Annotated in this window: 17 protein-coding genes; 8 read left to right on the forward strand and 9 right to left on the reverse strand. The window is 61.2% G+C overall.

Annotation, left to right across the window (positions count from 1 at the left end; all coding sequences use genetic code 11):
• Nucleotides 1-107: 107 nt before the first annotated feature.
• Nucleotides 108-1,361, reverse strand: a complete 1,254-nt coding sequence (locus tag N2A41_RS18555) for a sarcosine oxidase subunit beta family protein (protein WP_018072777.1) — start codon at nucleotides 1,359-1,361, stop codon at nucleotides 108-110.
• A 253-nt stretch (nucleotides 1,362-1,614) separates the two neighbouring features.
• Between N2A41_RS18555 and N2A41_RS18560 the strand changes: the two genes are divergently transcribed.
• A complete protein-coding gene (locus tag N2A41_RS18560; protein WP_170279851.1) occupies nucleotides 1,615-2,598 on the forward strand; it encodes a FecR family protein in 984 nt (327 codons plus the stop codon).
• 5 nt (nucleotides 2,599-2,603) lie between these two features.
• On the opposite strand, the gene N2A41_RS18565 is transcribed toward N2A41_RS18560, so the two are convergent.
• Nucleotides 2,604-4,775, reverse strand: coding sequence for a CHASE2 domain-containing protein (locus N2A41_RS18565; RefSeq protein WP_260109441.1), 2,172 nt, complete (start codon nucleotides 4,773-4,775; stop codon nucleotides 2,604-2,606).
• A gap of 284 nt (nucleotides 4,776-5,059) precedes the next feature.
• Here N2A41_RS18565 and N2A41_RS18570 point away from each other — a divergent pair, with 284 nt between their 5' ends.
• From N2A41_RS18570 to N2A41_RS18590, 5 genes are all read left to right on the forward strand, one after another.
• Nucleotides 5,060-6,661 carry an adenylate/guanylate cyclase domain-containing protein gene (locus N2A41_RS18570; protein ID WP_260109442.1) on the forward strand — a complete coding sequence of 534 codons (1,602 nt, stop codon included), beginning with the start codon at nucleotides 5,060-5,062 and terminating at the stop codon, nucleotides 6,659-6,661.
• A 177-nt stretch (nucleotides 6,662-6,838) separates the two neighbouring features.
• Nucleotides 6,839-7,054, forward strand: a complete 216-nt coding sequence (gene rpsU, locus N2A41_RS18575; protein ID WP_003542939.1) for a 30S ribosomal protein S21 — start codon at nucleotides 6,839-6,841, stop codon at nucleotides 7,052-7,054.
• Between the two features lie 135 nt (nucleotides 7,055-7,189).
• The gene (locus tag N2A41_RS18580) at nucleotides 7,190-8,059 is read left to right on the forward strand and encodes a tetratricopeptide repeat protein (RefSeq protein ID WP_162116946.1); all 870 of its coding nucleotides are present in this window, start codon (nucleotides 7,190-7,192) and stop codon (nucleotides 8,057-8,059) included.
• A 448-nt stretch (nucleotides 8,060-8,507) separates the two neighbouring features.
• Nucleotides 8,508-10,163 (forward strand): sensor histidine kinase, encoded by a 1,656-nt coding sequence (locus tag N2A41_RS18585; RefSeq protein WP_260109443.1) that lies wholly within the window; start codon nucleotides 8,508-8,510, stop codon nucleotides 10,161-10,163.
• A 62-nt stretch (nucleotides 10,164-10,225) separates the two neighbouring features.
• Nucleotides 10,226-10,705 (forward strand): DUF992 domain-containing protein, encoded by a 480-nt coding sequence (locus tag N2A41_RS18590; protein ID WP_260109444.1) that lies wholly within the window; start codon nucleotides 10,226-10,228, stop codon nucleotides 10,703-10,705.
• 66 nt (nucleotides 10,706-10,771) lie between these two features.
• On the opposite strand, the gene N2A41_RS18595 is transcribed toward N2A41_RS18590, so the two are convergent.
• The 6 genes from N2A41_RS18595 to N2A41_RS18620 all read right to left on the reverse strand — a co-directional run bounded on the left by N2A41_RS18595 (nucleotide 10,772) and on the right by N2A41_RS18620 (nucleotide 17,525).
• Nucleotides 10,772-12,166: an NAD(P)(+) transhydrogenase (Re/Si-specific) subunit beta gene (locus tag N2A41_RS18595; RefSeq protein WP_260109445.1), complete on the reverse strand. Its 1,395-nt coding sequence runs from the start codon at nucleotides 12,164-12,166 to the stop codon at nucleotides 10,772-10,774.
• 6 nt (nucleotides 12,167-12,172) lie between these two features.
• Nucleotides 12,173-12,571, reverse strand: coding sequence for a proton-translocating transhydrogenase family protein (locus N2A41_RS18600; RefSeq protein WP_017967908.1), 399 nt, complete (start codon nucleotides 12,569-12,571; stop codon nucleotides 12,173-12,175).
• The gene (locus N2A41_RS18605; RefSeq protein ID WP_260109446.1) at nucleotides 12,571-13,719 is read right to left on the reverse strand and encodes a Re/Si-specific NAD(P)(+) transhydrogenase subunit alpha; all 1,149 of its coding nucleotides are present in this window, start codon (nucleotides 13,717-13,719) and stop codon (nucleotides 12,571-12,573) included. Before N2A41_RS18605 ends, N2A41_RS18600 begins: the two co-directional genes overlap by 1 nt.
• Before the next feature lie 156 nt (nucleotides 13,720-13,875).
• Nucleotides 13,876-14,100 carry an aa3-type cytochrome c oxidase subunit IV gene (locus tag N2A41_RS18610; RefSeq protein WP_003552834.1) on the reverse strand — a complete coding sequence of 75 codons (225 nt, stop codon included), beginning with the start codon at nucleotides 14,098-14,100 and terminating at the stop codon, nucleotides 13,876-13,878.
• A gap of 223 nt (nucleotides 14,101-14,323) precedes the next feature.
• A complete protein-coding gene (locus N2A41_RS18615; RefSeq protein WP_017967911.1) occupies nucleotides 14,324-15,076 on the reverse strand; it encodes an N-acyl amino acid synthase FeeM domain-containing protein in 753 nt (250 codons plus the stop codon).
• 145 nt (nucleotides 15,077-15,221) lie between these two features.
• Nucleotides 15,222-17,525, reverse strand: coding sequence for a putative bifunctional diguanylate cyclase/phosphodiesterase (locus tag N2A41_RS18620; protein WP_162116942.1), 2,304 nt, complete (start codon nucleotides 17,523-17,525; stop codon nucleotides 15,222-15,224).
• A 329-nt stretch (nucleotides 17,526-17,854) separates the two neighbouring features.
• On the opposite strand from N2A41_RS18620, the gene N2A41_RS18625 reads away from it, so the two are divergent.
• Together N2A41_RS18625 and N2A41_RS18630 are read left to right on the forward strand one after the other, a co-directional pair.
• A complete protein-coding gene (locus N2A41_RS18625; RefSeq protein ID WP_026154543.1) occupies nucleotides 17,855-18,394 on the forward strand; it encodes a TRAP transporter small permease subunit in 540 nt (179 codons plus the stop codon).
• A gap of 21 nt (nucleotides 18,395-18,415) precedes the next feature.
• Entirely contained in the window at nucleotides 18,416-19,909 is a 1,494-nt protein-coding gene (locus N2A41_RS18630) for a TRAP transporter large permease (protein WP_017967914.1), read from the forward strand.
• 79 nt (nucleotides 19,910-19,988) lie between these two features.
• Here the strand turns inward: N2A41_RS18630 and N2A41_RS18635 are convergent, their stop codons facing one another.
• Nucleotides 19,989-21,095 carry a TRAP transporter substrate-binding protein gene (locus N2A41_RS18635; RefSeq protein ID WP_017967915.1) on the reverse strand — a complete coding sequence of 369 codons (1,107 nt, stop codon included), beginning with the start codon at nucleotides 21,093-21,095 and terminating at the stop codon, nucleotides 19,989-19,991.
• Nucleotides 21,096-21,119: the final 24 nt, after the last annotated feature.

Below are 21,119 nucleotides of genomic sequence, written 5' to 3' on the forward strand. Positions count from 1 at the left end.
AGGATTTCCTTCTCCTCCACTTCTCCCCAGCGGGGAGAAGGTGCCTGAAAGACAGATGAGGGGGTGAGCGACGAATGGAGCGAGCGTTAGCACGAAAACGCCCATCGTCAGTGCGCCACCGCCGCCGCAGCAGCCTCGTCGATCAGCCGGCCGCTGCGGAAACGTTCCAGCGTCAGGCCGGCGTTGAACTTATGCGGTTCGTCGCGGGCGATCAGATGGGCGAAGAGATTGGCCGAACCCGGCGTCGCCTTGAAGCCGCCGGTGCCCCAGCCGCAATTGACGTAGAGTCCGGGAACCGGTGTCTTCGACTGGATCGCCGAACGATCCGGCGTATTGTCGACGATGCCGCCCCATTGCCGCATCATCTTGACGCGCCGGAACATCGGGAAGAGTTCGCAGATGGCGTCGAGCGTGTGCGTGATGATCTGCAGCCCGCCGGTCTGGGAATAGGAATTGTACTGGTCGGTTCCGGCGCCGATGACGAGCTCTCCCTTGTCGGACTGGGAGATATAGGCATGCACCGTGTTCGACATGACGACGCAGGGAAAGATCGGCTTCAGCGGTTCGGAAACCAGCGCCTGTAGCGGGCTCGATTGCAGCGGCACGCGCACGCCAGCCATCTGCATGACAGTGGTCGTATGGCCGGCCGCCGACACCGCCACTTTCCTGGCGCCGATGAAGCCACGCGAGGTCTCGACCCCGGTCACCCGTCCATCTGCGCCGCGCCGGATGCCGGTCACTTCGCAATTCTGAATGATGTGCACACCGCGGTCTGAGGCGGCCCGCGCATAACCCCACGCAACCGCGTCGTGCCGCGCCGTACCGCCGCGCCGCTGCAGTGCCGCCCCGTTGATCGGGTAGCGCGCGCTGGCCGAGATATCGAGCGGCGGACAATAGGCCTTCGCCTGCTCCGGCGTCAGCCATTCATTGTCGATGCCGTAGAGCCGGTTGGCATGAATATGCCGCTTGAAGGACTGCTGGTCGTGAATATTGTGCGAGAGCATCATCACGCCACGCGGCGAATACATCACATTGTAGTTGAGCTCCTGGGAAAGCCCCTCCCAGAGCTTCATCGAATGCTCGTAGATGTGCATGCTCTCTTCGTAGAGATAGTTCGAGCGGATGATGGTGGTGTTGCGCCCGGTATTGCCGCCGCCGAGCCAGCCCTTCTCGATCACCGCCACATTGGTGATGCCGTGCTCCTTGGCGAGATAGTACGCAGCACCCAGCCCGTGGCCGCCGGCGCCGATGATGACGACGTCGTATTCGGCGCGCGGCTCCGGTGACGTCCACTGCTTCTCCCAGCCCTTGTGGCCGCGAAGGGCCTCCCGTGCCACGGCAAAAACCGAATATTTCCGCATCCGCCTTCTTCTCCTTCGGGAAAGGGCTTGTTCTCCGCGCTCATACAAATCGCAAATCCAAATGCGGCACAACGGTTCTTTTGCGACGCGCGAGAGCTTTGGTTTCGACACGCTGAAGAGAATGCCGCTTCAGGCGAATGACGCAAGCGGCAGCATTTCTGCTTGTCCATCGACCGGTGGCCTAACCCAAGAGGGTTAGAAGACAAGCAATTACTAAAATGTTAACCATCACATGTTGTGGGGTATGTGTATCATGTGGGGTTGGCGCTCAGTATCAGTCGCGACGCTTTGCATCGCGTTAAGCAGCGCATGGCCGGCACCCGCCGCCGAGCCGGTCGGCCAGGCTGTCGTCATCAAGACAGAGGTGACGGGACAGAGCGGTCCTATCGAGGTCGACACCAGCGTTCATCGCAACGAGCGCATCAAGACATCGCAATCGGGGCTTGGCCAGTTCCTGTTTCGTGACGGCACAAAGCTCGCCGTCGGCTGGGGTTCGTCGGTCGTCATCGACAAATATGTCTTCGATGATTCCCAATCGGTCAAGAAACTGACCATCAGGGCGGCAAAGGGCACATTTCGCTGGGTCAGCGGCAGTTCCAACTCCTCGGCCTACCAGATCCTGACGCCGGCCGGCACGATTGGCGTACGCGGCACCGCTTTCGATTTCTACGTCGGCCCTGACGGCACGACCGCCGTCGTGCTGCTGAACGGTGCTGCCCGTTTCTGCGGTCCGGGCGGCTGCCGGCAGCTGCAGCAGCGCTGCGATTGCGTGGTGGCCAAGCCGAACGGCAATATGTCGGCGGCGCGCCGGGTCGATCCGAGCATCTTCGCGACGCTCGGAAATGAGCGCGCCTTGCCCTTCCTCTCCGGCAATCAGCGGCTTGCGGGCGGCATCGGCATGCTCGGCGGCTGCAATATGGCCTCCGTCGCGCCGGAAAGAAAGGACAGAAAACGGCCCCCGCCTCCGGCTTCGCCCGCGCCCCAGAGGCAGGATCCGCCGCAGAAACAGGCCGAGCCGCAGAAGGAACGGCCGACCAAGCCTGACACGCCGCATCACGACGAACCGGATAAACCCGACAAGCATGATGGCCACGGTCGGCATGAACATCACGATCAGCACGATGATCACGACTATAACGATCAAGGGCATCATCGCGATCGTGATCACGATAGAGATCGCGATCGTGATGGGGACACAAACCACGACAGGGCCCGGAATTTCAATCGCAACCGATGATGCCGTCAATCGGCGACGCTCTTCTCGAAACCATCCGCCACCTCGCGGAAGTGATCGCTTCTGCTGGATATCCGCCGGTAGAATTCCGCCAGCCCGCCGATCACTTTCGCCGCCCTGAGCTTTGCCGTGCCGATAAGCTTGCGCGTGTTTTTCGAATGCGAATGCAGCGCCTGCGTCAGCTGCTCGTGAACGACCGCAAGCGCGGCGAACTCCGCAGAGGCTGCAACGCGTTCGTCGCCGACGACGGCGAGAATCTGCGTTCGGCTGCTCTTCCCCTTGAGCGGAATGGCGCCGGCCTCGATCAGCGCCATTCCCGGCACCGATCTCGCCGTGCTGTCTGATATCAGAATATCGAAACCGACCTCTTTGCAGGATGATTCCAGCCGCGCCGCAATGTTGACGGCATCGCCGACCGCCGAATAGTTGAAGCGCGTCTTGGCGCCCATATTGCCGACGCAGGCAAGGCCGGTATGGATGCCGATACCGATCCCGACTTCTTGTCCGGATCCGAAGCCGAAAGCGTCGCCGGCGTTCAGTTCGGCCAGCGTTTCGCGCATGGCAAGCGCTGCGCGAACGGCCTTGGTTTCATGATCCGCCACATCGACGGGTGCATTCCAGAACGCCATGATCGAATCACCGATAAACTTGTCGAGCGTGCCTTCATTGGCCACTACATGGCGGCTCAGGGCATCGAGCAACGTATTCAGGAATGCGACCACGGCAGTCGGCGCCAGCCGCTCGCTGATCTCGGTGAAGCTCCTGACATCGACGAACATGACCGTCAGCTCGCGATCGTCTCCGCCGAGGCGCAACGCGTCGCGGGAATGCTCGATGCGATGGAGCAGCGACGGGGAAAGATAATGCCCGAAGGCACGCCGCACCTCGCGCCGCTCTCTATCGATCACCAGGATCCGGAACGAGGTCGATGCGAAATGGGTGATCGACCCGCTGATGATCGGAGCCAGCGGATCGAGGAGAAGCCCCGCATAAAGAAACGAAAGCCAAGACGCCACCAGCGCCATGGCCGTGATCAGCAGGCCGCAGGCCAGCGCGACGGCGGGACTGACGAAGGTCGTCACCCCGACGAGCAGGCATCCAAGCACGGCGATCATCAGGATTTCCAGACCGTCCGCCCAGTCGGGCCGCGAGAGAAAGCGGCCGGAGAGGATCTGCTCGACGGCCTGTGCATGCAGCGAAACGCCTGGAACGTTCTCGCCGAGCGCGGTGACGCGGATGTCCTGCAGGCCGGCCGCCGATGTCCCGACGAAGACGATACTGCCGTCGATGGCGGCGGCGACATCTGGAGAGACCCCTTCGGCCGCAAGCACCTGCCTGGCGGATATATAACGCTCCGCCCGGTCGGGGGTGACATAGAGCCAGAGCTCGCCCGCCGCGGTTAGCGGCACGACGAAATCCCCGATCTTTACCGATGTCATGATGCCGGCGCGATCGGGCGCGCCTGATAGCACATAAGTCGATGCCCCTTGTGCGACACGCAGCGCCTCGATCGCGAGATTCGGATAGAGCTGCTCGCCGTCGGTCAGGAACAGAGGGACCGCCCGTACCACCGGCGAGGGATTGCCGGGATTGAGGCTGATGTGGCCCAGTCCCGCCGCGTTGGTCTCCAATTGCGGCCGCAGCGGCGTCGAGGCACCAAGATGGGGCGGAGCCGAAACCGGGCTTTCGCCTGTAAAGGCAAAGCCCGCCTTCACCGGCGGCCGGTAATTGCCTTCATTGGAAAGGCCGAAGCCGAGCACGACGGGTTTTTCGGCAATCGATCGAGCGAATATCTCGTCATTGTCGGGCAGTTTCTCGGCAAGCGCAGGGTCTATCCCCGCGACCTCGCGGACAACGTTGCGCGGTGACAGCCGGTCCGGCTCGGCGAAAAGAATATCGAAGGCGATGGCCGAGGCGCCCATCTCCGAAAGCCGGTTCACCAGCAAGGCCATCCGGTCGCGCGGCCAGGGCCATTGGCCGAATTCGTGCAGCGAGGCCTCGTCGATGTCGATCACGCGGACCGGCATTGGCTCGAAGGTTCTGGGAACCAGCCGCTGGTACTCGTCGAAGGTCACGCCGCGGATCAACTTGAAGATCCCGGGATCACTTGCTCGAAGGATCGTCAGCGCAGTCACGATCGCCAGGCCGAGAACGACACCGATTTGCTGCGCGCGCGTCATGATCTCACCGGGTGTCCCCTCCCACGGCCGGCAGGGCGATCCGCACCTGCCGGCAGACAAGCTACGCCGCTTTCCTCCCAAACGCCATTCGCAGATGCATCCCGGGCGCTCTCTTTTCAGCCTCCCGCATTTCGTTTTCCGGGGACCGGCAGGGAACCGTCTTCAATACGGCCACGCCTCCGGATTTCGCCGGGCTTTTGCCTGGATGAAAAGGCTTCAACATTGCCCGGCGCGCGGTGAAATGCTCTTGTAACGATCGAAAATCGAATGCTCTTTCGAGAAGGGTGAAGGTCGCCGTGATTTCCGAATCCGCCGCACGCCGAAGCGGCTACTGGCTGATTATCGTCGTGCTGGCAATGCTCGCCGGGCTGCCGCTTGCCGTCTGGCTTGATATCAGCGATCTCTCGGGCAACACCCTACGGCGCCAGGCCGGTGACATGAGCTCGCTGATATCGAGCATCCGCTCCTATTATTCCACGAATGTCGTGGGGCGCGTTCTCGCCGCCCATGCCAGCGGCGCGACCGAGGGCACGGTGGTCTCCCACAACTATGCGAATATATCAGGCGCCATCCCGCTGCCGGCCACGCTTTCCCTGGAGCTCGGCGACGTCATCAAGGAGCAGCAGGCCAATATCACCTATCGTTTCGTCTCCGACCTGCCGTTCAAAAGCCGCGCATCCCACGAGCTCGACGACTTCGAGAAAAAAGCGCTCGCCGCGTTGCGCGCCAATCCGCAGCAGACCCTGAACGAGCTCACCCGCGTCGGATTGACCGATACCTTGCGGTTCATCACCCCCGTCGTTATGGGCCAGGCCTGTGTTGCCTGCCATAATACCCACCCCGAAAGCCCGAAGACCGATTGGAAGGTGGGCGACGTGCGCGGCATTCAGGAAGTCATCATCAGGCATCCCTACGCTAGCAACGTCTTCGCCTTCAAATACCTGCTCTGCTATTTTCTTTTCGTCGCCGTCATCGGCATCAGCTTCATTGTGCTCCAGCGGCAGCAGACGCGCGCGATCCACAGCGCCAACCAAGATCTGGAAGCGGCGAACGAATTCCTCGCCAGCGTTTCGATGAAGATTTCGCGCTATCTCTCGCCGCAGATCTACAAGAGCATCTTCTCCGGCCAGAAGGACGTGGTGGTCCATACAGAGCGCAAGCGCCTGACGATTTTCTTCTCCGACATCAAGGACTTCACGGCGACGACCGAGCGCCTGCAACCGGAAGCCCTGACGGAGATGCTCAACGAATATCTGACCGAGATGTCGAACATTGCCCTGGAGCATGGCGGCACGGTGGACAAGTTCATCGGCGACGCGATGCTGGTCTTCTTCGGCGATCCCGACACCAGAGGCCCCGAAGAGGATGCGAAAGCATGTCTGCGCATGGCCGTCGACATGCAGCGCCGTCTCGGCGAACTCAAGGACAGATGGCGCAGAAACGGCACCGAAGAGCCTTTCGTCGTCCGCATGGGGGTAAACAGCGGCTATTGCAACGTCGGCAATTTCGGCAGCAACGACCGCATGGACTACACGATCATCGGGGCGGAGGCCAATCTCGCAGCCCGGCTGCAATCGATCGCCCAGGGAGGAGAGATCGTCATCAGCTACGAAACCTACGCGCTGGTGAACGAAATCGTCGACGCCCATCCCCTGCCGCCGATCACCATGAAGGGCATACAGCGCGAGATCGTGCCCTATGCGGTGGATGGGTTGACGCTCGGTGCGGACCACAAAAGCCGAGTTCTCAGCGAGCACCTCTCGGGCCTTGACCTGCATTTGGATATGAGCCGGCTGGAGCCTTCCGATCGCCTCCGGGTCAGGACGGCTCTCAAGGAGGCGATCGCCGCGCTGGACGAAACCCTGCCCGAAACCGCCGGATCGTGACCGGATATCGGGCAAGCATGATTTTTCCGTGCGCCTCCCATATCCATCTGGACTTGCCGTGCTCAATCTGCTATCCCGCATCACCAATCGCAAGGCTGCGGCCGCGCGAACGTTATTGTTTTGCCTCTGGCCGCTGCGCCGCCTCCGGCATCAACCAACCAAAGGAACGTGATTCTCGTGCAGGTACTTGTCCGCGATAACAATGTTGATCAGGCTCTCCGCGCTCTCAAGAAGAAGATGCAGCGCGAAGGCATTTTCCGCGAAATGAAGATGCGCGACTACTACGAGAAGCCGTCGCAGAAGCGTGCTCGCGAAAAGGCCGAGGCTGTTCGCCGTGTTCGCAAGCTGGCCCGTAAGCGCGCTCAGCGCGAGGGTCTGGTTGCAGCGCGCTGAGCATTTCCGTCGTTTTTTCGACGTTTTCAGATGCATTGTGGCGGGGGCGATGGGTTCGCCGCCGCCTTTTTTAGTTTGCCGCTGAAGATCGCATATCCGCGCACCGGATATGCCGCATGGGGAAAGCGAGCCCGAATGGCTGTCAACACCTTTAATCCGTCCCGCGCTTTGCGCTTGCAGAAAACGGCATTCCTGCCCGCTTTGGCGCTGGCGGCAATATTCGGCCTCGCCGGCTGCGAGACGACCAATACCTCGGATGCCGTGATCAGCATCGATAAGGCGCAGGGTTCGGAAGAGAACATCGCCTCGCTGACGGCTGTCATCAACGCCAATCCGAGGGATCCCGAAGGTTACAACGTCCGTGGTTCCGCCTATGGCCGCGCCGGCCAGTTCCGCCCGGCGCTGAACGATTTCAATACGGCGCTGCAGATCAATCCGCGGTTTTTCCAGGCTTACGCCAACCGCGCCCTCGTCTATCGCAATATGGGCCAACAGGCCCAGGCGATTGCCGACTACAATGCCGCCCTGCAGATTAATCCGAGCTACGACGTTGCCTATATCGGCCGTGGCAATGTCTACCGCATGGCCGGCCAAGACGACCAGGCCTTCAACGATTTCGACAAGGCGATCCAGCTCGGCACCACCGATGGCCGCGCCTATCACAATCGTGGCCTGATCTATCAGAAGCGCAATCAGCAGGATAAGGCGATCGACGATTTCTCGAAAGCGATCTCGCTCGCGCCGAATTCGCCAGAGCCCTATAATGGCCGCGGCATTTCCTATATCGCGCTGAACGACGATGACAACGCCTTTGCCGATTTCAACCATGCGATCGAGCTCAACGGCAACATCGCCGAATCCTGGGCCAACCAGGCGCTCGTCTACGAACGCCGCGGCGACAAGGCGAAGGCGGCCCGCTCCTATCGCCACGCGGTCGGCCTCGATGCCAAATACCAGCCGGCTCGCGACGGGCTTGCCCGCGTCGGCGTGGCCCCAGCCGGCTAAAGACATAATTGAGCGGCCCGAAGCATCGCGCGGACCGGAACCGCCATTTACCGGTCGCACCAACCATCGGACACCGGCAAAGGCCCTGATGATTCAAACGAATCTTCCGGCTTTGGATATCATCGAGGTGATATTGTGCCACGCCAGGCGGTGGAAGCGACGTGGCGCAAAGTCAGTCGCACCGCCTTGCCAAGAGAAGCCGAAAAAGCGTCTGTCGTCGTCGATGGCCGGTCATAGTATGTTGCAACCTGCTCTTGCTCCCCCTAACATGGACCTGCTTCGATAGCCCGCTATCGGACGTTTGAACACGTGTTGGGGGCGGTTTGCGAGAGATGTGGATCTTTGCTGTCCTGGCCGCAAGCGAAAAACGTTGCGGGCCACGCGCATTACAGCGCTGCGCGTCTTTTCAGACGCGCAAAGGACATTGCGACATTTTGAATTGCGGCAGATGAAGATCGTCGCGCTGTTCTTTCCGAAAGCCTCGATCGGAACCTACCTCGTCGCCATGGCGGTGGCGATCGCAGTGCCGATCTTCGCCTTCGTGGCGCTGCTTCTGCTGCAGCTGGAGGATAACCAGCGTTCGACGCTGAAGCGCGAGACGGCCCAGGATGCGCTTGCCCTTTCGCGCATCATCGACCGCCAGCTTCAGGACATGGCAACGACCCTGCGGCTGCTTTCGAGTTCGCCGGAGCTTGAAAACGGCAATCTCGCCTCCTTCCACGAGCGCACCGAAACAGCCCTTAGAGACAACACGCTTTTCGTCATCGCCGTCGAACGCACCGGCCAGCAGCTACTGAACACGCGCCAGGCGTTCGGCACGCCGCTCGGCAAGACGGCGAATATGACAGCCCTCGAAGCGGCCATGGCTTCCGGTCGCATCGAGGCATCGGACGTCTTTCGCGGCCGGACCAGCGGCGAATGGGTCTACAACGTCACCCTGCCACGTAAGAATGATCCGGTTGCGGCCCTCATCATCACGCAGGACGCCAAAGATCTGGGCAAGCTCGTGACCACCGAAGGCCTTGCGCCCGGCTGGTCGGCGGCCGTCATCGATGAGAGCGGCCACGTCGTTGCAGCCACCGGCCCTGCCAATCTCGAATCCGGCACGCCCTTCGATCCACGCATTCTGCCGGCGCTCACCGCGCCCCGCGGCGTCTTCCAAGACGAGAAGATCCTGCCGCACATGCTGCTCGGTTATGCCCAAATTCCCGGTTGGTCGTGGAAGACGGTGATCTGGGGACCGATCGCCCAGGCGTCGATCCTCAGCACCTGGCGTTTCCTCATCATCGGTGGCGTGGCACTGGTGCTTGTCGCCGTCCTGGCTGCCTATGCCGTCGCACGGCAGGTGCGCACTACCATCCGCGATATCGCCGACATGGCGAACCGCATGGGTGAAGGCCATATCGTCTCGCCTGTCGAGACCAGCGTCATCGAGGCGAACCAAGTGGCGATTGCCCTTTCGAATGCCTCTTTCGACCGTAGCCAGACTGAAGACCGGCTGCGTTTCGTCATGCACGAGCTCGTCCACCGCACCAAGAATCTTCTGACACTTGCCCAGGCAATGATGCGCCAGCTCGCCAAGCAGTCCGACAGCGTCGAGACCTTCCGCGCCGCCGTCGCCGACCGCCTCGAAGGGTTGGTTCGGTCGATCGAGCTGCTGACCAGCGAACAATGGGGAGGCGTCTCACTGCGGCGGGTCGTCGACATCCATTTGCACGCCTTCCCGCAATCGCGCGAGCAGATCGACATCAGCGGCGAAGACTTCGTGCTGAAACCGGATGCCGTGCAGAATCTCGGTCTCGCCTTGCATGAACTCGCCACCAATTCGGTGAAGTACGGTGCGCTCTCCGTACCGCAAGGCCGTGTCCGCTTCGAATGGCGCGACGTCAAGGAGGAAGACAAGCCGGAGGCCCTGCTCCGCTTCACCTGGGAAGAGCGCGGCGGCCCACTGGTCACCGAGCAGCCATCGCGCTCGGGCTTCGGCACGACCGTCATCAAAGCCCATGCCGCCTCCGCCTTTCGCGGCACGGTTGAGATCGACTTCCGGCCCGAGGGCCTATTATGGGTGCTGACGGCGCAGCGCGCCACGCTGGAGCGGGAATAAAAGTCCCGGAACAATCGCTACCTCCACCCGTTTCGGACAGGTCGTTCCAAAGGAGAAAGACCATGTTCAAGCAAACGATGATCGCCGCGGCATTGACGGCCGCTGCCTGGGCGAGCCCGGCGGGCGCGGAAAACTATGTCACGCTTGGCCGTCTTGTCTGCGGATCCGATGGCGGCCAGGGTCTGATCGTCACCTCGCAGAAGAACCTCATCTGCACCTATACGCCGGCGGCCGGCGGCGCCAAGGCGGTCTATGCCGGCAAAATCGAGAAATTCGGCCTCGATATCGGCCAGACCGGCAAGAGCGTCATGATCTGGCAGGTGCTGGCAAAGACCGGCACGGATATTCCGCAATTCGCCCTTGCCGGCGAATATTACGGGATCGGCGCCGACGCAAGCATCGGTGCAGGCACCGGCGCCAAGGTCATCGCCGGCGGCACCGACAGGGCCTTCATGCTGCAGCCGTTGAACGTCCAGGCTCAGGAAGGTCTGAACCTGGCGATCGGCGTCGAGAAAATGACACTCGTGCCCGGCGAGACCTGATGAAAGCGGCCGGCCAGCCAAGCATGAATCAAACAGCCACCCAAAGGGCGGCTGTTTCTGCGTCGATCAATGCGCGAGCGCCTTGTTGATATCCTCGGTCATCTTCTTCGCATCACCGAGCAGCATCATCGTACCATCCTTGTAGAACAGCGTATTGTCGATGCCGGCATAACCGGAACCGAGCGAGCGCTTGACGAAGAGGCAGGTCTTTGCCCGGTCGACGTCGAGGATCGGCATGCCGTAGATCGGCGAGGTCTTGTCGTCGCGCGCCGCCGGATTGGTGACGTCATTGGCGCCGATGACATAGGCAACGTCGGCCTGGGCGAATTCCGAGTTGATATCCTCGAGCTCGAAAACCTCGTCATAGGGAACATTCGCTTCGGCGAGCAACACGTTCATGTGGCCGGGCATCCGGCCTGCGACCGGATGGATCGCATATTTCACCTCGACGCCGTTCTTCTTCAGATTGTCGGCAAGTTCGCGCAGCGCATGCTGGGCCTGGGCGACCGCCATGCCGTATCCCGGCACGATGATGACCTTCGATGCGTTGGCCATCAGATAAGCCGCATCCTCGGCCGAGCCGAGCTTGACCGTCCTGTCCGATGTGTCGGGTCCGCCGGACGCCGTCTCGCCGCCGAAACCGCCGAGGATGACGGAGACGAAGGAACGGTTCATGCCCTTGCACATGATGTAGGAAAGGATCGCGCCGGAGGAGCCGACGAGCGCGCCGGTGATGATCAGCGCCAGATTGCCGAGCGTGAAGCCGATGCCGGCCGCGGCCCAGCCTGAATAGGAGTTCAGCATCGAGACGACGACGGGCATATCGGCCCCGCCGATCGGCACGATCAGCAGAACGCCGAGCGCCAGCGACAAGGCCACAACGGCCCAGAAGTCGAAATGGCTTTCGGTGGCGGCAAGCCCGATGATGAAGAGCACGATCAGCACCTGCAGGCTCGCATTGATCATATGCCGGTAAGGCAGCAGGATCGGCTTGCCGGACATGCGTCCGTCGAGCTTTAGGAAGGCGATGATCGAACCGGTGAAGGTCAGCGCTCCGATCGCCACGCCGAGCGCCATCTCGATGCGCGCCTCGGTGTGAATATGGCCGATCTCGCCAATGCCGAAGGAGGCAGGCGTATAGAGCGCGGAAGCCGCGACCAACACGGCGGCAAGGCCGACCAGCGAATGGAAACCGGCGACGAGCTGCGGCATCGAGGTCATGGGGATGGTGCGGGCGACATAGGCGCCGACGCTGCCGCCGATGGCAAGGCCAAGAACGATCAGCACGAAGCCGCCGAAATTCGGGGTCGCCAGCACCAGCGTCGTCAGGATCGCGATCCCCATGCCGATCATGCCGTAGAGATTGCCCTTGCGGCTGGTGGCTGGATGCGACAGGCCGCGCAGCGCCAGGATGAAGAGCACGCCGGAGACGAGGTAGAGGAAGGCTGCGATATTGGTCATCAGTCCTTACCGGTCCTTCTTGCGGTACATCGAAAGCATCCGCTGCGTGACGAGGAAACCGCCGAAGATGTTCACCGAGACGAGTACGAGGGCGACGAAACCGAAGCCGGTCGCAAGCCCGCTGGTCGAAATGCCGACCGCCAGAAGCGCGCCGACGACGATGACGGAGGAGATCGCATTGGTGACGGCCATCAGCGGCGTATGCAGCGCCGGCGTCACCGACCACACGACGTAATAGCCGACGAAGATCGACAATACGAAGATGGCAAGCTGGAAAACGAAGGGATCGATCGCCCCGCCGGTCGCAGCGCTTGCCGCTTCCGGCGCCTGGGCCGCCGCCGTGATCACGGCGGTCACCGCCTGATCGAGCTGCTCCAGCGCTTTGTCCATTGCTTCACTGGCCATCAGAGGTCTCCCTTCTTCGCGCCGCCGAAGGCAGGATGAACGACGTCGCCGGCATAGGTCAGCATCGTCGCCTTGACGAGCTCGTCGTCGAGATTGACGACGACGCTCCGGGTTTCCTTGTTGACCATGGTCTCGAGGAAGGTGACGAGGTTCTTGGCGTAGAGCGCCGAGGCGCTGGCCGCAACCCGGCCCGGCATGTTGGCGAAACCGATGACCCTGACGCCTTCGACATCGGCGATCTCGCCGGGGACGACGCCCTCGATATTGCCGCCGCGTTCGACTGCGAGATCGACGGCGACCGCCCCTGATTTCATCGAGGCGAGCATGGCCTGCGAAACGAGCCGCGGCGCCGCACGACCGGGGATCAGCGCGGTGGTGATGACGATATCCTGCTTGGCGATGTGTTCGGCAACCAGAGCCGCCTGTTTCGCCTGATAGTCGGCGGACATTTCCTTGGCATAGCCGCCGGTCGTTTCCGCCGCCTTGAACTCCTCGTCCTCGACGGCGATGAACTTGGCGCCGAGCGAGGCGACCTGCTCCTTGGCGGCCGGACGAACGTCGGTGGCCGAGACCGCCGCGCCGAGACGTCGCGCGGTCGCGATCGCCTGAAGACCTGCGACGCCGGCGCCCATGACGAAGACCTTGGCGGCCGGCACGGTACCAGCCGCCGTCATCATCATCGGCATGGCGCGGTCATAGACCGCTGCAGCCTCGATGACGGCCTGGTAACCGGCGAGATTGGCCTGGGACGACATCACGTCCATGGACTGGGCGCGGGTAATGCGCGGCATCAGTTCCATCGCGAAGGCCGAAAGCCCGGCACTTGCCAGTGCCGCGATCGCTTCGTCATTGCCGTAGGGATCCATGATGGCGATGATCACGGCGCCGCTTTTATAGCCGGAGATTTCCGATCCGCTGGGCCGGCGCACCTTCAACACCACATCGGCGGAAGCTGCATCCGCAAAACTGCCGATCCTGGCGCCCGCGGCCTCGAACTCCCCGTCTGGAATGCGGGAAGCCGCACCGGCTCCGGCTTCGACGACGACGTCGAAGCCGAAATTCTTCATCTTCTTCACGGTCTCGACGGAGGCGGCGACACGCGTCTCCTCGCCCGTAATTTCCCTTGCAACGAAAACGATATTGCCCAACTGCCCCTCCTCCGGGTCAGCCAGACCGCCACAGGCTCACCTGCGCGGGCCAAGCACCTCATTCACAAAGCTTCGGAGAAGTCTCTCCTCCCCCTCAGAGCGCCGTGCGTCCTTTCGGACGCACAAAGAACGCTCTGACCCTCTGATTCTACGCGATCAGCGGAACAGGAAGATGCCGGCGGCGAGAAGAATGATGAAGACGAAGAGGCCACCGAGAAGGCCGGCGCCGCCGAAGAAACCGGCGGTCATCGCAAGCAGGAGGACGATGAGGAGCATCGAGCCGTATTTCGCGCTGGCGATGAACATGTCGTAGGTCTTTTCATGTTCTTTGTAATCCATTGGCGCGCCGGTCTCGACCGGTCCGGTATGATGTTCGGCCATAAATATCGTCTCCCTGATATGCCTCTGCGCTGCCCAATTTCCCTCTAGGCGAGGGAAATCCCTGCCTGCAGGGATTACACAATGACAGGCGAAAGCGCAATGCATGAGAATGCCGCAGGCGCACGTGGCAACCGTCACCTCAAAGCCCCGGAACGGGCCCTGAAGGACGGCTGATTTTGCCTGCTTCCGTCGCTACGTCGTCTCCCCCTCGGGGCAAGGCAGATCACAGCGGCAGATCGGTGCCGAGTTCGCCTGGCGGCACGAAACGCGCCGTCGGAATGATGGTGAGCGGCGGCAGCGTATCGTTGGGATTGCGTGAAAACATCATGCGCTGCTCGCTGGCGCTGGAGATGAAAAAGGGATAGCGCGTCAACAGCTTGCGCCCGACCTCGATCACATTCGTCGCCATCAGCGTCACGTCGACCCCGTAACTCTCCGCCAGTCGGCCGGGCACGATGGTATCGGCATAGAAGACCCGCTTGTAGAAGGCGGCATGCGGGGGCCGGACGGACTGAATAACGCGGTCCGCCCGGAAATGCGCTGCCGCAACGATGGCGGGTCTCAACGTCAGATAGGGAACCCATGGCATCTCGGCGGTGAACTCCGGATCGGCCGCGAACCGCGCCGGGTCGATCAAGGTTAGCCCGGCGTCCAAAAGCTCATCCATCGCCTCGGGAAAGGCTTCTCCGGACCGGCTGATACGATGCTCCGGCGTCACATAGTGAATTCGAATCGTACTGACCAGTTCGCCATAATAGTAGAGGCCGAAGATATAGGCATGGCTGTCGAAGTCGACATCGTCCAATAGGCCTTCCGGGGCAAGCGACAGCGCGTCACGGGCCTTGTAGGCCTTGTAGCGCAGCCGCTCCACTTCCTCCATGTCTTCACCGCTTTCGACACGGCGATATTCGACGTGATCCAGAATTTCCAGTATTTTCCTGCTGAAATCGCCACGCGTAAAAAGTGTGTCTGACATTCTCTCGATCCGCTCGTTAACGGATCATTAATCATATGCCAGCGACACATAGGCAAGAAAATCTACGAGTTTGCGTCGAATTTAAACTATTAAGGTTAACAGGGCGCAAGATTTTCGGTTGGATAACCAGTCACTTGCAGGCGGCTCAAGCGACCTTGTTGCGGCGGCGCTGGACGGTGCGGCGGCCGATGCCCTCTTGCAGCAGCCTGATATTCTGGGAAGGGACCGGCTGCGAGAAAACGTAACCCTGCACCAGATCGGCACTACGGTGCTTGTTGAGCAGCGTCAGCTGCTCCTCGGTCTCCACACCCTCGATGACGATCTTCAGGCCCAGTTCGCGGGCGAGATTGACCGTGCCGCGCAAGAGCTTGAGGCGGCGCCCATCCTCGACGATGTTGCGCACGAAGGAGCGGTCGATCTTGACGATATCGAGCGGCAGCGTGTCGAGATAGCTGAGGCTGGAGAAGCCGGTGCCGAAATCGTCGATGGCGATGGTGATGCCCCGGGATCTGAGCTCCGCCAGGATGGCGCGCACGGCCGCCGGCTCGTCGATCAGGCAGCTCTCGGTGACTTCAAGATGCAGCCGCGCCGCGTCGAGGCCGGAATGGGCAAGCGCTTCGGCGACCACAAAGAGAATATCGGCATCGCGCAGGTCCCGCGCCGAGAGGTTGACCGAGACGGCGATATGCTCCGGCCAGTTCATGCATTCGCTGCACGCCTTGAACAGGACGAAACGGGTAATGTCGGAGATGATGCCCATATCCTCGGCGAGCCGGATAAAGACGTCGGGCGGGATCGAGCCCCTCTCCGGATGCACCCAGCGCGCCAAGGCCTCGGCGCACTCGATCCGCGAGCCGTCGGCCCGGAACATCGGCTGGAAGGCGAGATGCAGCGCTTGCGCCGAAACCGCCTCGCGCAGATCCGCCTTCAGCCTCTGCTGCTCGATATAGCGGCCATCCATCTCCCGCTCGAAGCCTGATATGCCGCCCTTGAAGCGCGACTTGCTTTCGAACAGCGCCAGATCCGCTTTGACGCTCCATTCATCCATCGCAAACGCGGTACTTTCGAGAATCGCGTAACCGGCGCTGAGCGAAACGAGGAACGTCAGTTCGTCGACCGCGTAATTGCCCTGGATTGCAGCGTGCACGCGGCGGATTTCGACGTCGAGCGAAGCCTGCTCCTTCGCATGTGGGAAGAACAGGATGAACTGGTCTCCCATCAACCGGCCGAGGATGGCGTTGCCGGAGGCCTGCTTGATGCGGGCGGCGATGGCGCAGAGCAGGTGGTCGCCCGTAACGTGGCCGCGCATGTCGTTGACATGTTTGAATTCGTCGATATCGAGAACCATGAAGCCGAGCGGCCCGGACTTCCTTTGATGTTTGGCGAGATACTCCTGCACCAGCTGCCCGAAATATTGGCGGTTCGGCAGGCCGGTCAGCGCATCGAAGCGGACCATGTGCATGATCTTCTGCTCTGCCTTCACTCGGCTCGACACGTCCTCGAAGATCAGCACAGCGCCGCCGTCGGCCCTTCGGCTGGCGGAGAATTCGAGCGACAGGCCCTCGGGAAAATGAATGAGCGTGCGCGACAGATTACCCTCTGCCACCTGGGTGAGCTGGCGCAGAATGAGCTCCGGCTGCGAGGCGTCCATGAAGCTGTAGCGCGCGCCATAGCGCAGCACGGCGCCGAGGTCCCGATCCTTCAGCCGCTCCGGCGCGCCGATCTTCAGAAGTTCGCAGGCCTTGCGATTGACAACCTGGATGCGGTTCTCGGCATCGACCATGACCAGGCCGTGCGGCATGTTGTTGAGCGCCGTATCGAACCGGTCGGCGATGATGGTGATTTCCCGGCGTGCGATGACGTTCTCATAGAGGAACTCGCGCACGCCATTGGCCATGGCCCGCGTCGTCAGCCAGAAAGGAATGAGGAAGATCGACAGCACGCCGCGATAGAAGTCCATCGCCAGCAGGCTGCAGACGATCATCGGCAGGCAGCAGAAGAAGGTCTGGAGGTCGACTGCGAAGCGCGAGCCGTAGTTGCGGCCGACGACGGAAACCATGGTCGCCATGGTGACGGAAATGCAGGCAAGCTCCGCAAAGGAATCGTGGACGACGAAGATGGCGTAGCCGCTGGCGATGCCGAGGAGCGCGGTGGTGCAGGCTCCACTGGCAACGAGAATCCGCTCCCAACGCTCGATTCCGGCGTGCGACAGGCTCTGCTTGTCGACACGATCGAACTGCCGGAAGATGGCCATGCGAGCGCCGAAGACCAGAAGGAAGGCGACCGACAGCAGGATGTAGATGGAGTACTGCGTCTTGGCAGCCACTGCAAGGCACGTCGCGACATGGACGATCACGCCAACAAGCAGCGTCATGCGGTTCCCGGAAAGGGAACTCACAAACGACAGATACACATCAATAGGGACCCTGTTCGGGTTATCTGGCTTCATCCACACTTTCCCTGTGCGCGGGAATTCTAAGCCCAACCCTTTAAAAATTGATTTCAATGGAATCAAACATTTGGTCAAATTTTCTAAAACCATAGGGTGAACCGCACAGCCTACGCGCGTTAATACAGCCTACTGGCGAGATTACTGAAATAATTTATCCACGCGTGGGTTGTTGAAATATTTGACGACCCTACGGACTGGCGGATGCGTCTAAGACCATACTCCAACGCGAGCCATTTATCCTTCCAATTTCAAAGGCCGTGGTCTACATCGATTGCAAGAGGGAAAAACTGTCGGAAAACCGGCAGGACAAGAACAAGGGGAGGCGAATGTCGGTACTTCTGGCCGCCAGTCGGCTGATCGACTCGATCAGTCAGTTCATGGGCAAACTTGCCGAATATATGGTGCTGTTCTGCTGTCTGATCAGCGCCGGAAACGCCATCGTCCGCTATGCCTTCAACTACAGTTCGAACGGCTGGCTGGAGATCCAGTGGTATCTCTTCGCCTTCGTCGTCATGCTCGGCGCCTCGCATGCGCTGCGCAACAACGAGCATGTCCGCGTCGACCTGATCTATGGTTCGGTTTCCGATAAGGCGAAGATCTGGATCGACATCGTCGGCCTCATCCTCTTCCTCCTTCCCGCATGCGTCTATCTCACCTGGCTGTGCTGGCCCTTCTTCGCGCTCTCCTTCCACCAGGGGGAAATATCGGGCAATGCTGGTGGGCTGATCCGCTGGCCCGTCAAGCTCATCCTCGTCGCCGGCTTCGCGTTGCTCTCCCTTCAAGGCCTCTCGGAACTGGTCAAGCGGATCGCAGCGCTTGCCGGCCATATCAGCATCGACACGAAATACGAAAAGCCGCTGCAGTAACGCGGGCTGGGAGACACGGATTTGTTTGATTTCGGCATCATCCCGCCGGCCATGTTCCTCGGCATGGTCATCTTCATGCTCTACGGCTTTCCGGTCGCCTTTTCGCTCGCCGCCGTCGGCCTGTTTTTCGCCATCATCGGCATCGCCACCGGCCATTTCGGCGAGGTCTTCCTGCAGGCTCTGCCGCTGCGCTTCTTCGGCATTCTTTCCAACGACCTCCTGCTCGCCATTCCCTTCTTCACCTTCATGGGTGCGGTGCTGGAGCGCTGCGGGCTGGCCGAAGACCTGCTCGAAGGCACCGGTAAGCTTTTCGGCGGCATACCCGGCGGCCTTGCCTATGCCGTCATCCTCGTCGGCGCCGTGCTCGGCGCGATCACCGGCACGGTGGCCGCCTCCGTCATCACCATGGGGGTGATCTCGCTGCCGATCATGCTGCGCTATGGCTATAATCCGCGCCTTGCCACCGGCGTCATCGCCGCGTCGGGCACGATCACCCAAGTCATCCCGCCCTCGCTCGTGCTCGTCGTTCTTGCCGATCAGCTCGGCAGGTCGGTCGGTGACATGTATCTCGGCGCGATCGGCCCTTCGATCCTGCAGGTGGCGATCTTCGTGCTCTTCATCCTGGTGATGTCGATCGTCCGGCCGAAATCGATGCCGCCGCTGCCGAAGGAGGTGCGCGGCGATTTCAATTGGGCGCTGCTCGTCAAGGTGCTGATGGGCATGGTGCCTTCGATCGTGCTGATCTTCCTCGTGCTCGGCACGATCTTCATGGGCCTTGCGACACCGACGGAGGCAGGAGCGCTCGGCGTCGTCGGCGCCATGCTGCTCGCCGCCATGAACCGTCGCCTCACCTGGCCGCTGATCCGTGAAGCCATGGCATCGACCACGCACATCACATCCATGGTGGTGATGATCCTGATCGGCTCCACCTGTTTCAGCCTGGTCTTCCAGGGCATGGACGGCTCGCGCTGGATCGAGCACATGCTGACGGGCATACCAGGTGGCCCGGTCGGCTTCCTGATCTTCGTCAACATCTTCATCTTCGTGCTCGCCTTCTTCCTCGATTTCTTCGAGATCGCCTTCATCGTCATCCCGATGCTCGCTCCCGTCGCCTCCAGTCTCGGCATCGACCTGATCTGGTTCGGCGTGCTGATCTGCGTCAACATGCAGACGAGCTTCATGCACCCGCCTTTCGGCTTCGCGCTCTTCTACCTGCGTTCGATCGCCAGCAAGGACGTCAAGACCTCGGACATCTACATGGGCGCGCTCCCCTGGGTCGGTATGCAGCTGATCCTGGTGGCGATCGTGATCTTCTGGCCGCAATCGGTAACCTATTGGCTGGATCACGGCCCGAAGGTCGACCCGAACTCGATCAAGATCGAAATCCCGGGCTTCGGCGGCCAGCTCGGCCTGCCGCCGATGGGCGGCGGCGGCAATGGCTCGCCGCAGATCCCCGGCCTGACCCTGCCGCCCCTGAACGGCCTGCCGGGAGCACCGCCGCCACCCGCCAAATAGTCCAGCAAAAAGCAAAACCCCGGACGGAAATCCGGGGTTTTGGTATTACACGCGTCTAAAGCGTCAACGGCGGAAAGCCTTAAAGCTTTCCGGCCCGCTGCTGGATCATCATGAACGTATCGAAGGTGTATTCCGAAAGCTGCATCCAGAGATAGGCGTCCCGTTTGAAGGCGGCCTGGTCGTCGTAGATCTTCTTGAAATACTGGTTCGTGCCCGAGATTTCGCTATAGATGCCCGTCGCCGCCTGGAAGCAGGCTTCCATGATCTCCTGGCTGAACGGGCGCAACGTCGCGCCTTCCGCGACGAGTTGCTTCAGCGCGGTCGGGTTCTTCGTGTCGTACTTCGCCAGCATGTTGGTGTTGGCGAAAGCGCAGGCGTCAGTCAGCGCTGCCTGATAATGCTTGGGCAGGCTGCTCCACTTTTCGAGATTGAAGAACCCATGCACCGTCGGGCCACCTTCCCACCAGCCCGGATAATAGTAGTACTTCGCCACCTTGTGGAAGCCGAGCTTCAGGTCGTCATAGGGACCGACGAATTCCGCCGCATCGATCGTGCCTTTTTCCAGCGCCGGATAGATGTCTCCGCCGGCGATCTGCTGCGGGATGACGCCGACCTTCTCCATGACGCGGCCGGCGAGGCCGGCAATGCGCATCTTGACGCCCTTGAGGTCATCGAGCGTGTTGATTTCCTTGCGGAACCAGCCGCCCATCTGCGCACCGGTGTTGCCGGCCGGCAGCGCATACATGCCCTGTGTGGCATAAAACTCGTTCATCAGCTTATTGCCGTTGCCTTCATAGTACCAGGCATTGGTCAGGCGGCTGTTCAGCCCGAACGGAATGGCCGTTCCGATGGCATAGGTCGGGTCCTTGCCGACGAAATAATAGGAGGTGGTGTGGGCTGCTTCGACCGTACCGGCGGCGACGGCATCGACGGCCTGCAGGCCGGGGACGATTTCACCGGCAGCGAAGGGCTGGATCGTGAAATTGCCGTCTGTCGCGGCGGCAACATGCTTGGCAATATCCTCGGCGCCGCCATAGATCGTATCCAAGCTCTTCGGAAACGACGACGTCATGCGCCACGCGATCTTCGGATTCTCTTGCGCGATCGCAGGCGCTGCCAATGCCGTTGCGGCGACCGCACCGGCGCTGGCGGTTCCCGCCTTCTTGAAAAACGAACGACGATCCATCAAAAACCTCCCAAATAGATGACA

Origin of the sequence: Rhizobium sp. SRDI969, assembly GCF_025152725.1 — a bacterium.
GTDB lineage: Bacteria > Pseudomonadota > Alphaproteobacteria > Rhizobiales > Rhizobiaceae > Rhizobium > Rhizobium leguminosarum_I.

Excerpts from the sequence above, each read along its gene's own strand:
- N2A41_RS18585 (WP_260109443.1), top strand. The coding sequence starts at position 8,508 with ATGAAGATCGTCGCGCTGTTCTTTCCGAAAGCCTCGATCGGAACCTAC.
- N2A41_RS18555 (WP_018072777.1), bottom strand. The coding sequence starts at position 1,361 with ATGCGGAAATATTCGGTTTTTGCCGTGGCACGGGAGGCCCTTCGCGGC.
- N2A41_RS18615 (WP_017967911.1), bottom strand. The coding sequence starts at position 15,076 with ATGTCAGACACACTTTTTACGCGTGGCGATTTCAGCAGGAAAATACTG.
- N2A41_RS18620 (WP_162116942.1), bottom strand. The coding sequence starts at position 17,525 with ATGAAGCCAGATAACCCGAACAGGGTCCCTATTGATGTGTATCTGTCG.
- N2A41_RS18600 (WP_017967908.1), bottom strand. The coding sequence starts at position 12,571 with ATGGCCAGTGAAGCAATGGACAAAGCGCTGGAGCAGCTCGATCAGGCG.
- N2A41_RS18625 (WP_026154543.1), top strand. The coding sequence starts at position 17,855 with ATGTCGGTACTTCTGGCCGCCAGTCGGCTGATCGACTCGATCAGTCAG.
- N2A41_RS18560 (WP_170279851.1), top strand. The coding sequence starts at position 1,615 with ATGTGGGGTTGGCGCTCAGTATCAGTCGCGACGCTTTGCATCGCGTTA.
- N2A41_RS18580 (WP_162116946.1), top strand. The coding sequence starts at position 7,190 with ATGGCTGTCAACACCTTTAATCCGTCCCGCGCTTTGCGCTTGCAGAAA.
- N2A41_RS18610 (WP_003552834.1), bottom strand. The coding sequence starts at position 14,100 with ATGGCCGAACATCATACCGGACCGGTCGAGACCGGCGCGCCAATGGAT.
- N2A41_RS18565 (WP_260109441.1), bottom strand. The coding sequence starts at position 4,775 with ATGACGCGCGCGCAGCAAATCGGTGTCGTTCTCGGCCTGGCGATCGTG.
- N2A41_RS18595 (WP_260109445.1), bottom strand. The coding sequence starts at position 12,166 with ATGACCAATATCGCAGCCTTCCTCTACCTCGTCTCCGGCGTGCTCTTC.
- N2A41_RS18590 (WP_260109444.1), top strand. The coding sequence starts at position 10,226 with ATGTTCAAGCAAACGATGATCGCCGCGGCATTGACGGCCGCTGCCTGG.
- N2A41_RS18635 (WP_017967915.1), bottom strand. The coding sequence starts at position 21,095 with ATGGATCGTCGTTCGTTTTTCAAGAAGGCGGGAACCGCCAGCGCCGGT.